This window comes from Flavobacterium sp. (assembly GCF_029242675.1).
In the GTDB taxonomy this organism is placed as follows: domain Bacteria; phylum Bacteroidota; class Bacteroidia; order Flavobacteriales; family Flavobacteriaceae; genus Flavobacterium.
This window is the reverse complement of the sequence record NZ_JAQWTM010000191.1, coordinates 1-14125: the sequence shown is the minus strand read 5'-3', so window position 1 is coordinate 14125 and position 14125 is coordinate 1. Positions and strand designations below refer to the sequence as shown.

The following is a 14125-nucleotide window of genomic DNA, read 5'->3' as shown; positions in this document are numbered from 1 at the left end:
ATGAAAAATGGGCTTGGTTAATTTTTATTCCCGTTGTGATTTTTATAATCACGGCTGTTTCTAATGGGGCAAATTTAACGGATGGTATCGATGGACTTGCAGCAGGAACCTCGGCTATATCGGTTTTGGCTCTTGGTATTTTTACTTTTCTTTCAGGAAACATCATATTTTCTAATTATCTAAACATCATGTACATCCCTAACTCTGGGGAGATGACGGTTTTTATAGCTGCTTTTGTAGGTGCGTTGATAGGATTTCTTTGGTACAACTCGTATCCAGCATCCGTTTTTATGGGTGATACGGGAAGTTTAACCATTGGAGGAATCATTGCAGTACTTGCTATTGCAGTACGAAAGGAATTATTGATTCCACTTTTATGCGGAATATTTTTAGTCGAAAATTTCTCTGTTGTTCTTCAAGTAAGTTATTTTAAGTACACCAAGAAACGCTTTGGCGAAGGCCGCAGAATTTTCCTGATGTCTCCATTGCATCACCATTACCAGAAAAAGGGCTACCATGAAAGTAAAATTGTTACCCGTTTTTGGATTGTTGCAATTCTCTTAGCTATTCTATCCATTGTTACCTTAAAACTGAGATAATATGAGACTAATAGTTTTGGGTGGAGGAGAAAGTGGCGTAGGAACTGCCATCTTAGGAAAGAAAAAAGGATACAATGTTTTCGTTTCTGATTTTGGAAAAATTAAAGAAAAGTACAAAGAGGTTCTTACGAATAATGGTATTGATTGGGAAGAAGAAAAGCATACGGAAGCACTCATTTTGAATGCAGATGTAGTGATGAAAAGCCCGGGTATTCCTGAAAAAGTTGCGATTGTCAAAAAGCTGATAGAAAAAGGAATTCCGGTAATTTCTGAAATTGAATTTGCCGCTCCATTTACCAATGCAACAACGATAGGAATTACAGGTAGTAATGGCAAAACCACTACGACGATGCTTACCTATCACTTACTAAAGTCTGCAGGTTTAAATGTAGGATTGGGAGGAAACATAGGTAAAAGTTTTGCATGGCAAGTTGCCGATGAAAATTACGATTCTTACGTCCTGGAATTAAGCAGTTTTCAATTAGACGGAATTATAAATTACAAGCCACATATTGCAATAATAACTAATATTAGTCCTGATCATTTAGATCGATACGAATACAAATATGAAAATTACATTGATTCGAAGTTTAGAATTACGATGAATCAAACAGAGGAGGACTACCTCATTTATGATGCAGATGACGAAGCAATTGCATCATGGCTAGCCAACAACAAAACAAGAGCACAATTAATTCCTTTTTCATTGACACAAATTTTTGAAACGGGAGCGTATATAAAAAACAACATAATGGAAGTATCAATCAATCAAGAAGAATTTAAAATGGAAACCGAATCTATGGCTTTAGAGGGGAAACATAATATGAAAAATGCAATGGCAGCAACCTCTGTGGCAAAATTAATGCAAATTAGAAAAGCGACAATTCGCGAAAGTTTATCTAATTTCCAAGGTGTAGAGCACCGTCTTGAAAAAGTTTTGAAAATCCAAAATGTACAATATATCAACGATTCTAAAGCTACAAATGTAAACGCTACATTTTTTGCATTAGACAGCATGAATACACCAACCGTATGGATTGTTGGAGGTATTGATAAAGGGAATGATTACAATGAATTAATGTCATTAGTGCGTGAAAAGGTAAAAGCAGTGATTTGCTTAGGTGTTGATAATAAAAAAATTATTGATGCTTTTGGTAATGTAGTTGACATTATGGTTGAAGTTACCTCCATGAATGATGCGGTTAAAATGGCAAAACGTATCGCTGAGAAAGGGGATACCGTATTGCTTTCTCCAGCTTGCGCTAGTTTTGATTTGTTTGAAAACTATGAAGATCGAGGAAATCAATTCAAACAGTCAGTACAGAATTTATAAGACTGATAAACAAATAGTAATACAACAATAATGAAGCAACTAATAAACAATTTAAAAGGAGATAAAGGCATTTGGTCATTCGTGGCCTTATTGGCACTGTTTTCGTTTATGCCTGTTTTTAGTGCGAGTAGTAACTTGGCCTATTTAGGGCATGGTACAGGGAATACCTTGGGGTATTTGGTGAAGCATTTTATTCATATTTGTTGCGGTTTTGCAATTATATATTCGGTTCATAAAATTCCGTATAACTACTTTCGTTCCATCTCTAAGATGCTACTTCCGGTTGTTTGGGTGATATTGGCCATAACCATGATAAAAGGGCAAGTTATTGCCGGTGCTAATGCAAGTAGGTGGCTGCAAATTCCTTTTGTTGGGATTTCATTTCAGCCGTCAGCCTTTGCTGCTTTAGTTCTATTTGTATTTGTGGCAAGATATTTATCCAAAACAAGAGAAGAGCCTATTGTTTTTGTTGAGTCTCTTAAAGAGCTTTGGCTGCCTGTATTCATCACATTGATGTTTATTTTGCCTTCCAATTTCTCAACTACGGCATTGATATTTGCAATGATTATTATGCTCGTATTTATAGGTAAGTATCCTATGAAATATATTGGTGTGATTGTAGGAGTTGGAATTCTGTCGCTAGCCTTTTTTGTTTTAATTGCGAAAGCTTTTCCGGGCGCTTTTAACAATCGTGTCAGTACGTGGGAGAGCCGAATCGAAAATTACATGAACAACGATAATGAAGAGGATGACTACCAAATTGAAAAAGCGAAAATTGCAATCGCTTCAGGAAAAATTTACGGTCTGGGTCCAGGAAAAAGTGTACAGAAAAATTTCCTTCCCCAATCCTCCTCTGATTTTATATATGCAATCATTGTTGAGGAATACGGATTAATGGGTGGTTTGGGAGTCCTAGCGTTGTATTTATTACTAATGTTTCGCTTTGTAGTTGCTTCTCACAAGGCTACGACATTATTCGGGAAGTTAGTAGTGGTCGGTTTAGGTTTTCCAATGATATTTCAAGCAATGATAAATATGGCTGTTGCTGTAGAATTGCTTCCTGTGACAGGGCAAACCCTTCCTTTGATCAGTAGTGGAGGTACCTCGATTTGGATGACATGTATTGCTTTAGGTATTATAATTGGTGTAACTAAAAAGGAAGAGGAAATAGAAGAAGAACAAAAAGACGCTGCAAGAAGAGAGGAAGCATTACAAAAGCTAATCGACAATCAGTTAAGTAGAGATGATGAGAAAGAGTTGAGTTATTCGATTGAAGATAAAGTATCGAATCCTATGAATGCAGTTAAAAACAAATATTAAAAAGAATGAAACCATATAAATTCATATTAAGCGGCGGAGGAACAGGTGGACATATCTACCCGGCTATTGCTATTGCTAATGAATTAAAATTGCGATTTCCTGATGCTGAATTTTTATTTGTAGGTGCCAAAGACAAAATGGAGATGCAAAAAGTGCCTCAAGCAGGATATGCTATAAAGGGTTTGTGGATTGCAGGGCTTCAACGCCAAATTAATTTAAAAAATGCGTTGTTTCCAATGAAGTTGATCGATAGTTTGTGGAAATCAAGACAAATTATTAATGATTTTCGTCCAGATGCGGTTATTGGTACTGGCGGTTTTGCTAGTGGTCCTTTGTTACAAGTTGCAAATACAATGCGTATTCCAACTTTGGTGCAAGAACAAAATTCCTATCCCGGAATTACCAATAAATTGTTGAGTAAGAAAGCGAGCGTTATATGTGTTGCTTATGAAAATTTAGAACGTTTTTTCCCGAAGGATAAAATGGTGTTAACGGGTAATCCGGTTCGTCAAGATTTAATTAATGTTTCAAGCAAGCGTGAGGAAGCGAACGCTTTTTATGGTTTGGATTCCAATAAAAAAACGCTTTTAGTACTTGGAGGAAGTTTAGGTTCTAGAAGAATCAATCAATTAATCGAAAAGGAGTTAAAAAACATACTGAATCAGGAGGTACAAGTGATCTGGCAATGCGGAAAACTGTACTATGAAGAGTATAAAAAATACAATGATGGCAATGTGCAAGTTGTAGCTTTTATTGAAAGAATGGACTTAGTATATGCTGCTGCAGATGTGATTATTTCTCGTGCAGGTGCTTCTTCAGTTTCAGAATTGTGTATCGTGGGTAAACCAGTGATTTTTATTCCGTCTCCCAATGTGGCAGAAGACCATCAAACGAAGAATGCAAAGGCAATTGTCGAGAAAGATGGTGCTATATTGCTAGCGGAGTCCGAATTAGATGCTAAGTTTAGCACCGTATTTGAAGCCTTATTTAAGGATGAAGTCCAGCAAAAGCAGCTTAGCGCAAATATTAAAAAGTTAGGATTACCGCAAGCTACTCAAGAAATTGTAAATGAAATTGTAAAATTAATTAAGAAATAACAACCTAAAAATGAACTTAAACCAAATACATAACGTCTTTTTTATTGGCATTGGTGGCATTGGAATGAGTGCGTTAGCTCGTTATTTCAAAAATATCGGAAAGCAAGTTGCTGGTTATGATAAAACGCCAACTGCGCTAACTAAAGAGTTGATTGAGAATGGGATTGCCATTCATTTTGAAGATCGAATTGATTACATACCTCAAAATTTCAAAGCTGATAATACGTTAGTTATTGTAACGCCAGCTGTGCCAAAAACGCATTTGCAATGGAATTACTTTTTAGAAAAAAACTATGAATTAAAAAAGAGAGCCGAAGTATTGGGGATCATAACCAAAGATACGTTTTGTTTTGCTGTTGCAGGTACGCATGGAAAAACAACGACCTCAAGTATTTTAGGACATATTTTGTATGAGAGTGGCGTGGATGTTACTGCTTTTATTGGAGGAATAGTTGAAAACTATAACTCTAATTTGATAGGAAGCGGTAAAACAGTTACAGTGGTAGAGGCGGATGAGTTCGATCGCAGCTTCCTACATTTGCATCCTAATATTGCTTGTGTTACTTCTATGGATGCCGATCATTTAGATATTTATGGTAGCAGTGATGCAATTGAAGCTTCGTTTGTAGAATTTGCTGATAAAGTAAAAGACAAGACTAAATTATTTATAACTAACGAATTACCTCTGGAAGGTGTAACAGTAGCAGTAAACGTAGCTGCTGTTTATAAAGCTTTCAATGTACGAATTGCTGATGGTAGTTATGTGTTTGATATCGAAACACCTGCAGGAATCCTTACTGATTTTAAGTTTGCTTTACCAGGTCGACATAATTTAATGAATGCTTTGATGGCTATCGCAATGGCAGTTAACTTCGGCACCCCAACCGATGCCATTGCAGTAGCCTTAGCTTCATTCAAAGGCGTTCGCCGCCGTTTTTCATACCAAATAAAAAACGAAAACTTGGTGTACATCGATGATTACGCACATCATCCTACTGAGATAAACGCAGTGCATCAAGCGGTTAGAGAATTGTATCCAGGTAAAAAAGTTTTGGCTATTTTTCAACCACATTTATTTAGCAGAACTAGCGATTTTGCTGATGATTTTGCGAAAAGTTTGTCTAATTTTGATGAACTTTTGTTGATGGATATTTACCCCGCTAGAGAGCTTCCAATGGAAGGAATCACATCGGAATGGTTATTGTCTAAAGTACAGAATAATAGTAAAAAATTAGTTGCAAAAGAGAATGTGATTGGAGCAATTTTGGAAAGTGACGCTTCGATAATTGTAACTATTGGAGCAGGAGATATTGGAGAGTTAGTAGAACCAATTAAAACAGCTTTGTATGAAACTATTTAATTGGACCAACACGCGGATAGTGCTAATGATCGGAGTCGTTCTTTTTCTGTTTTCGTTTACATCAAAACGAAATGGTCATCGAAAATTGACTAAATCAGAGGTTGTTTTTGTAGGAGAAAATACCTTATTTATTAAACAAGAAACGGTTAATAAATTGTTAATAGAAAATAATGGTAAGGCATCAAGCATTGAAAAAGATAAATTAGATTTGAATAAGTTGGAGAGAAACCTAGATTCAAATGATATGATTGAGAAATCAGATGTATTTGTAAGTATCGATGGTGTCTTAAAAGCAGTGGTGAAACAAAAGACTCCTGTAGCGAGAATAATCAATGGAAATAGATCCTTTTACATTGATTACAAGGGAGGTGAGATGCCATTGTCGAATAATTTCGCAGCAAGAGTACCACTTGTTTCGGGGGAAATAAATAAAAAAAACAGCGAAGATTTTGCCCAATTGTGTCGGGATATTTATGACGATGATTTTTTGAAAAAAAACATCATTGCGATTCAAATTATGCCTAATGGAGACTTAAAAATGTTCAATAGGAACTACAACTACCAAATTGAATTTGGAAAATTGTCAAATGCGTCGCAAAAATTTAAAGATTATAAAGCTTTTTTTCAAAAGGCAGTTGTAGATAGCACGTTGTACAAATATAAAAAGATAGACCTCCGGTTTACGAGTCAAGTAGTTTGCACTAAATAAATAGATAATGGAAAAAGAGAATATTGCAGTGGGTCTAGATATTGGGACAACAAAAATTGTTGCCATGATAGGCAAAAAAAATGAATACAATAAGTTGGAAATTTTGGGTGTTGGTAAATCCAAAAGTTTGGGTGTTGCTAGAGGTGTAGTTAATAACATAACACAAACCATTCAGTCTATCCAACAAGCTATTCATGAAGCTGAAAATAACTCAGGTTACAAAATAAAAGATGTTGTAGTAGGGATTGCTGGACAGCACATTCGTAGTATTCAGCACACCGATTACATCAGCAGAAACAATCCTGAAGAGGTAATCAGCGTGGCAGATATTCAGTTGTTAATTGACCAAGTTAACAAGCTCGCAATGCTTCCCGGAGAAGAGATTATCCATGTACTGCCTCAAGAGTTCAAAATCGATGGTCAGTCAGAGATTAAAGAACCAATAGGTATGTATGGTGGTCGACTAGAAGCTAGTTTTCACGTTGTAGTAGGGCAAGCAGCTTCGATTAGAAACGTGGGTAGATGCATTCAAAGTTCAGGTATTGAATTGTCAGGATTGACATTAGAGCCTCTAGCTTCGGCAGATGCTGTTTTAAGCCAAGAGGAGAAAGAAGCCGGTGTTGCTTTAATCGATATTGGTGGTGGAACTACTGATTTAGCCATTTTTAAAGATGGGATTATTCGTCATACCGCTGTAATTCCTTTTGGAGGAAATGTAATTTCGGATGATATCAAAGAAGGTTGTTCTATCATAGAAAAACAAGCAGAATTACTTAAAGTAAAATTCGGTTCGGCTTGGCCAGGAGAAAACAAGGATAATGAAATTGTTTCAATCCCAGGTTTGAGAGGAAGAGAACCAAAAGAAATATCATTAAAAAACTTGTCAAAAATCATACACGCTCGTGTTGTAGAGATTGTAGAGCAAGTGTTTACTGAAATTAAAACATACGGTCACGAAGATCCACGTAAAAAGTTAATTGCTGGAATTGTCCTTACAGGTGGAGGAGCACAATTAAAACATATCAAGCAATTAGTAGAATACATTACAGGAATGGATACTAGAATTGGGTATCCTAATGAGCATTTAGCGGGTAATTCTGATGAGGAGTTTTCTAGCCCATTGTATGCAACCGCTGTAGGTTTAGTGATGAATAGTATTGATAATAAATCACAAAGTGCAGTTCGAAAAGAGGAGTTAGCGCCGCCACCAATTCATACGCGACCAATCTTTCCTTCGGAACCCGTTGTAGAATATGCTGATGATAGGAATTATTCTTATCAGCAAGAGGGAAGTGAAAAAGCAGAAAAGAAAGAAGAATCTACCGGAGAGACAATAAGAAGATCGTTTTTTGATCGTTATGTAGATAAGATTAAGGATTTTTTAGATAATGCAGAATAGGCTTTGGCCAAAAAAATACAATAGTTAATAATTAATATCAAAAACCAAATAAAAGATGAGCAACTCAGAATTTGGAAGTATTTCATTTGATTTACCAAAAAACCAATCAAATGTAATCAAAGTAATAGGTGTAGGAGGAGGCGGAAGTAACGCAATTAATCACATGTTCAAACAAGGAATCAAAGGTGTTGATTTTATTGTTTGTAACACAGATTCACAGGCGTTACAAAATAGTTCAGTACCAAATAAAATTCAGTTAGGTGTAAACCTTACTGAAGGATTAGGTGCAGGAGCAAACCCTGATGTAGGACAACGATCTGCTATTGAAAGTATCGCTGACATTGAAAAAATGTTAGATCGCAATACTAAGATGGTTTTTATTACTGCCGGAATGGGTGGTGGTACAGGTACTGGAGCAGCTCCAGTTATTGCGCAATTAGCAAAAGAAAGAGAAATTCTTACGGTAGGTATCGTAACATTGCCTTTTTCTTTTGAAGGTAAAGTGCGTCAAGAACAAGCGCTTATCGGAATCGAAAAATTGCGTAAGCAAGTGGATTCCTTAATCGTAATCAACAACAATAAATTAAGAGAAGTATACGGAAATCTTGGTTTCAAAGCTGGGTTTTCGAAAGCTGATGAAGTTTTGGCAACAGCCTCAAGAGGTATTGCTGAAGTAATAACTCATCACTATACTCAAAATATCGATTTACGTGATGCCAAAACTGTTTTAGCGAATAGTGGAACGGCTATCATGGGATCTTCTGTTTCTTCAGGAGAAAATAGAGCTAAGGAAGCAATCGTTTCGGCTTTAGATTCTCCTTTACTAAATGATAACAAAATTACAGGTGCTAAGAACGTATTGTTGCTCATCGTTTCTGGCTCTAATGAAATCACTTTAGATGAAATAGGAGAGATAAATGACCACATCCAAACTGAAGCTGGTTTCAATGCAAACATCATTATGGGTGTTGGTGAGGACGAGACTCTTGGTGATGCTATTGCAGTAACTATTATTGCAACTGGTTTTGATATTGAACAACAAAACGGAATCGTAAACACGGAACCAAAAAAAATAATCCATACATTAGAGGATGAACAAAGAAGTGTTCATAACCTATCAAATACTGCAGTTCCAGCTTTTGACTTGAATGCAGATAGTGCGGCTTCTAATGTAAATGACAGAGTGGTTTTTGACTTAGTTGAAGAGGAAGAAGACGAGAGATTCGTTCCCACAGTACAACAAACAGTTGTTCCAGTTGCGGGAAACGAGGACTTGATGGCAATGTCTGAATTTATTAAAAATCTAGATGTAACCTTTGAAATCGTTTCTCCATTAAAAGATATTGATTTTACTTTTACTTCACCAAGAGCTACCGAAACGAAACAAGTGGAGCAGCCTAAAGCTGTTGAAAAAGAAGAACAAACTACTTTTTCTTTTGATTTGCCACTTTTTAAGTCAGAGCCAGTTGTTGAAGTACCAGCTGAAAAAGAAGAGAAAATTTTGTTTGAATTAACAAATGAAACTCGTGAAATTAAAGTAAATCAACCGGTACAGTTTGTTCCTGTAACGGAGCTTTCGGATAACGGAATTATCAAATATTCTCTTGAAGAATACATGGAAGTTGAAAATGATTTTATTGCCTCAAAACCAGCTGCAAAAGTAGAGGAAGTGATTCCTGAGGAAATGAACATCACAATGAAACAAGTAGATACTACGCAACAAGCGCCATCGAAGTTTGAAGAAATTTCTCCAATGGAAATGACAATCGAAGAAACATTGCGTTTAAGAGCTGATGAAAGAAGAAAGAAACTAAAAGAATTCAATTATAAGTTTCACAATAATGTATCTAAAATTGATGAATACGAAAGAGAGCCAGCTTATAAGCGTTTAGGAATAGATATTTCTAATAATCAAGCTAACAATACCAACTCTAGAATATCAGTAGGTACGGACAGTAATAATGATTTACAATTGCGTTCTAATAATTCTTATTTGCACGATAATGTAGATTAACTTTGAAATTAACAAAGGATATAACCCGAAAATTACATTTAATTTTCGGGTTATTTTTTTTATATTCGCACCACGGTTTACGAGAAAAAGGAGATGGGCCAATTTCCTGCTGTACGTTACAAGATTTTTTCGAAAAACGGTTATTTCTAAGGATTTTAAAGAGCTTCCGTTGGTCGCTTTTCAAATCCAAGAAATAAATCCGTTTTCTCTTAAAATGCTTTTCACTACCATCAGGGGCAACAAACCCGTACTCTCAACCCCACTAATTAAATAAATAGATATGAGTTTAGCAACAAACATCATGGATGAGCTTAAAGCTGCCATGAGAGCAAAAGATACAGTAGCATTAGAAGCATTACGAGCGATAAAATCAGAATTGCTTTTAGCACAAACGGCTAACGGTTCAAAAGAGGAAATCTCAGAGGACGAAGAGGTAAAATTATTACAGAGATTGGTAAAAACCCGTAAGGAAAGTGCTAGAATCTTTACGGAGCAAAATCGTTTGGATTTAGCTGAACCCGAATTGGCTCAAATTGCTGTAATCGAGAAGTTTTTGCCAGCACAATTAAGTGAGGCAGAAGTAGAAGCTGTAATTGCAAAAATTATTGCTGAAACAGGAGCATCTGGAATTGCATCGATGGGAAAAGTAATGGGATTAGCCTCTGCTCAATTAGGAGGAACGGCAGAAGGAAAAGTAATTTCTACTATCGTTAAAAAATTATTAGTATAAATAAGTAGCATTTGTTTATCGGTTTTAAATTATACCATTTAAAACCGATGTAACGAGCTGTATCATTAATAAGGCTGAGTAGTTCAACTGGATAGAATATCAGATTTCGACTCTGAGGGTTGCAGGTTCGAACCCTGTCTCGGCCACCAAAAGCAAGCTTTTTAGCTTGCTTTTTTTATACTATCTTTTCAATTAATTTGAATTGGGTAAGCAGTTTTGTAGCTTCGTTTATCTAATTCTTTTCTGTTAACTATAATGAGCGTCTTTCAATTTTTTGTTTTTACTATTTTAGCAGCATTGCTCGTTATCTATATAATGGGTTTGATAGTCGAACCCTTGTATGTGCTAATTTTCAATAAACCATTTTACATTCATTGGTATCCCATCCCAAAAAGGTTAAGCTCAAGTCAGATGAAAGTTTTAAGTCAAGAATTCACCTTTTACTCAAAGCTGCCCGAGAAATACCAAGTGTATTTTGAGCATCGAGTAGCTTCTTTTCTGAGGCATTACAAAATAATTGGAATGGATGGTTTTGAACTCTCGGATCGATCTCGCGTGCTGATCGCAGCGACTTATGTGATGTTGACCTTTGGTATGCGGCGCTATTTAATTACCATCTTTAAAAATATAATCGTTTATCCTGAGGCTTATTTATCACGCATCACAGGTGAAATGCACAAAGGAGAATTTAATCCTGGATTGAAAATTATCGTGTTCTCTTGGGCCGATTTTGAAGAAGGATTTCAGTTTACAAATGATAATCTAAATTTGGGTCTACACGAATTTTCTCATGCTTTGTATTTTCATGGCTTAAAAGGTAGAGACCATTCTAGCGCAATTTTCAGTGACGAATACAGTAAACTTCAAGAATATTCGGTTAAGCCTGAAGTTGTTCAAAAATTAACCGAATCTGATTATTTTAGAATTTACGCTTATACTAATCACGCTGAATTTTTTGCTGTAGTATTGGAGCATTTTTTTGAAACTCCGCATAGTTTTAAAAGGGAATTCCCGGACTTATATACTATCGTTAAAAAAATGATTAATCATAAAGATCATTAGCAAATAATTCCTGATGAACTAGTAAATGGTTAGATAATGCCGTAAAAGTAAAAAGTCCTGAATTTTCAGGACTTTTTACTTTTGGGTATCGATTAAATTGTAGTCAGTTTTTTTAGGTCGGCTACAGTTGCGATTGGATCAGCCGCGCCAAAAACGTAGCTTCCAGCAACCAAAACATCCGCTCCTGCTTCTGCTAGTTGTTTGGCATTTTTATTTGTTACACCACCGTCAATTTCGATCAGCGTTGTAGCGCCTTTTCTTTCGATCAAGGCTTTCAGTTTTCGTACTTTATCGTAGGTGTTTTCAATGAATGATTGCCCACCAAATCCAGGGTTGACACTCATGAGGCAAACTAAATCAATGTCATTAATTACGTCTTCGAGTAAATGTACATTGGTGTGCGGGTTCAACGCAACTCCGGCCTTCATACCGTCTGCTTTAATGGCTTGTAAGGTTCTGTGTAAATGTGTACAAGCTTCGTAGTGCACGCTAAGAATATTGGCGCCTAAGGCTGCAAAAGTTTTGATGTAACGATCAGGGTCAATAATCATTAAGTGAACGTCTATCGTTTTAGTTGCATGCTTGTTGATAGCGTCTAATACAGGCATTCCGTATGAAATGTTTGGAACAAAAACACCGTCCATGATGTCGATATGAAACCAATCAGCTTCGCTTGCATTAATCATTTCGATATCACGTTGCAGGTTCCCAAAATCGGCAGCAAGTACGGATGGAGCAATAAGAGTATTTTTCATATTGTAGTTGTTTGATCTGAATTTGAGTCAGATTCTTTAGTAGTTGTTTGTGCAAAAATAGTTTTTTTGAAGCAACGGAGAAAGTTTTTTGTGTAGACAGTTCGCTATTTGTATTCTTATTTGCGTAAGGGATAGAGGCGGCATCCTCGTAGCGCAGCGCAGAGATACAGCTGAAAGCCCGACCCGAAGTTGCGAGGAGGAACGACGAAGCAATAACGGAGGGTTACGCCCTGTTGGTGATTAGTGAAAAGTGATTAGTAATTAGTAAAAAGTGAAAAGAATTAAGATTAAAAAGTAAAACTCCGGTAATCAGCCGGAGTTTCAATCATCAATCAAAAAACGAACAGTTAATCAGACTGTTGTTTGCTGTACGCCAAAAGTCAAATATCCTAGTAGCTTGCGGCTTTAAGATATTTGACTCGTTGACTTTAGGTTTATTAACCTAAATATGTTTTTAATATTTTACTTCTAGAAGTATGTTTCAATCTGCGAATTGCTTTTTCCTTGATTTGACGTACACGCTCACGAGTTAGGTCAAACGTTTCACCAATTTCTTCTAAAGTCATTGGGTGTTGATCACCAAGACCAAAGTACAAACGAACTACATCAGCCTCACGAGGCGTTAATGTTTCTAATGAACGCTCAATTTCAGTACGCAAAGATTCGTGGATTAATTCTCTGTCTGGATTTGGAGACTCACCTGAACGTAAAACGTCATAAAGGTTTGAATCTTCTCCTTCAACAAGAGGCGCATCCATTGATAAGTGACGACCAGAGTTTTTCATAGACTCTTTCACATCATTTACCGTCATGTCTAGTTCTTTTGCAATTTCTTCAGCAGATGGTGGACGCTCGTTAGATTGCTCTAATAACGCATACATTTTGTTGATTTTATTGATAGAACCAATTTTGTTTAATGGCAAACGTACAATACGAGATTGTTCAGCAAGTGCTTGCAAAATCGATTGACGGATCCACCATACAGCATACGAAATGAATTTGAAACCACGAGTTTCATCAAAACGCTGTGCTGCCTTTATAAGTCCAAGGTTACCTTCATTAATTAAATCGGGAAGCGTTAATCCTTGATTTTGATATTGTTTTGCAACCGAAACCACAAAACGTAAATTTGCTTTTGTTAATTTCTCTAAGGCTCTTTGATCTCCAGCCTTAATCTTTTGTGCTAATTCTACTTCTTCATCGGCCGTAATAAGGTCAACTTTACCTATTTCTTGTAAATATTTATCTAATGATGCAGTTTCACGATTCGTTACCTGCTTGGTAATTTTTAGTTGTCTCATGTGTTTGTCTCCTCTACTTTTAAGTGTACATATGGTTATACGTAGGAATCAGAATAAAAGTTACAAAAGTTTATAAAATAATTTATTTTCTTGCTGGGCGAAGTCAAAGTAGGGCATTGCCTTCGGCCCGGGCTGTACGCTGTATCTTTGATTTCATTTCATTTCATCAAAGGATGCCGCTTCCATCCCTAATGCAAATACAATTAGGTTGCTGTTGTTTAGTCAGAATGACAAATAGTGGAAGGTTCTATGTGTTGTTTAAACTGAGTAATATTAAGTGTAAGGAGAAGGTGTAATTTATAAACTTTTGAAAAGTTGTTTTTTCTAAGGATGCTAGTCTAATTGAAAACTAAGTCAGCTCAATTTTGTCATTCCGACAGAGGAGGAATCTCCAAAAGTTGCTCAGTTTTGTTTAGATTCTTCCTTCGTCAGAATGACAAATAGCA

At 36.2% G+C, this 14125-nt stretch carries 12 protein-coding genes and 1 tRNA gene; 11 read left to right on the top strand and 2 right to left on the bottom strand.

All coding sequences use genetic code 11. The annotated features are described in order from the left end of the window. The 11 genes from mraY to P8M54_RS07370 all read left to right on the top strand — a co-directional run. A partial coding sequence (gene mraY, locus P8M54_RS07420; RefSeq protein ID WP_300286777.1) for a phospho-N-acetylmuramoyl-pentapeptide-transferase occupies nt 1-599 on the top strand: 599 nt, incomplete at its 5' end. Between the two features lies 1 nt (nt 600). After that, on the top strand, nt 601-1932 hold the full coding sequence (murD, locus tag P8M54_RS07415) for a UDP-N-acetylmuramoyl-L-alanine--D-glutamate ligase (RefSeq protein WP_300286775.1): 1332 nt from the start codon (nt 601-603) through the stop codon (nt 1930-1932). A gap of 30 nt (nt 1933-1962) precedes the next feature. After that, nucleotides 1963-3252 (top strand): FtsW/RodA/SpoVE family cell cycle protein, encoded by a 1290-nt coding sequence (locus tag P8M54_RS07410; RefSeq protein ID WP_300286773.1) that lies wholly within the window; start codon nt 1963-1965, stop codon nt 3250-3252. Between the two features lie 5 nt (nt 3253-3257). Beyond that, nucleotides 3258-4349 carry an undecaprenyldiphospho-muramoylpentapeptide beta-N-acetylglucosaminyltransferase gene (gene murG / locus P8M54_RS07405; protein ID WP_300286771.1) on the top strand — a complete coding sequence of 364 codons (1092 nt, stop codon included), beginning with the start codon at nt 3258-3260 and terminating at the stop codon, nt 4347-4349. Between the two features lie 10 nt (nt 4350-4359). Then, nucleotides 4360-5709 (top strand): UDP-N-acetylmuramate--L-alanine ligase, encoded by a 1350-nt coding sequence (murC, locus tag P8M54_RS07400; RefSeq protein WP_300286769.1) that lies wholly within the window; start codon nt 4360-4362, stop codon nt 5707-5709. After that, nucleotides 5696-6418, top strand: coding sequence for a cell division protein FtsQ (locus P8M54_RS07395; protein ID WP_300286767.1), 723 nt, complete (start codon nt 5696-5698; stop codon nt 6416-6418). Before murC ends, P8M54_RS07395 begins: the two co-directional genes overlap by 14 nt. Nucleotides 6419-6425: 7 nt before the next feature. After that, on the top strand, nt 6426-7817 hold the full coding sequence (ftsA, locus tag P8M54_RS07390; protein ID WP_300286765.1) for a cell division protein FtsA: 1392 nt from the start codon (nt 6426-6428) through the stop codon (nt 7815-7817). A gap of 55 nt (nt 7818-7872) precedes the next feature. Next, nucleotides 7873-9831: a cell division protein FtsZ gene (gene ftsZ, locus P8M54_RS07385; RefSeq protein ID WP_300286763.1), complete on the top strand. Its 1959-nt coding sequence runs from the start codon at nt 7873-7875 to the stop codon at nt 9829-9831. A 280-nt stretch (nt 9832-10111) separates the two neighbouring features. Further along, on the top strand, nt 10112-10561 hold the full coding sequence (locus tag P8M54_RS07380; protein ID WP_300286761.1) for a GatB/YqeY domain-containing protein: 450 nt from the start codon (nt 10112-10114) through the stop codon (nt 10559-10561). A 72-nt stretch (nt 10562-10633) separates the two neighbouring features. Further along, nucleotides 10634-10710: transfer RNA gene (locus tag P8M54_RS07375), tRNA-Arg, on the top strand. A 106-nt stretch (nt 10711-10816) separates the two neighbouring features. Next, nucleotides 10817-11623, top strand: a complete 807-nt coding sequence (locus P8M54_RS07370; protein ID WP_366525133.1) for a zinc-dependent peptidase — start codon at nt 10817-10819, stop codon at nt 11621-11623. Nucleotides 11624-11715: 92 nt separating this feature from the next. On the opposite strand, the gene rpe is transcribed toward P8M54_RS07370, so the two are convergent. Next, nucleotides 11716-12378, bottom strand: a complete 663-nt coding sequence (rpe, locus tag P8M54_RS07365; RefSeq protein ID WP_300286759.1) for a ribulose-phosphate 3-epimerase — start codon at nt 12376-12378, stop codon at nt 11716-11718. 437 nt (nt 12379-12815) lie between these two features. Continuing rightward, the gene (locus P8M54_RS07360) at nt 12816-13679 is read right to left on the bottom strand and encodes a sigma-70 family RNA polymerase sigma factor (RefSeq protein WP_026707723.1); all 864 of its coding nucleotides are present in this window, start codon (nt 13677-13679) and stop codon (nt 12816-12818) included. Nucleotides 13680-14125 lie beyond the last annotated feature (446 nt).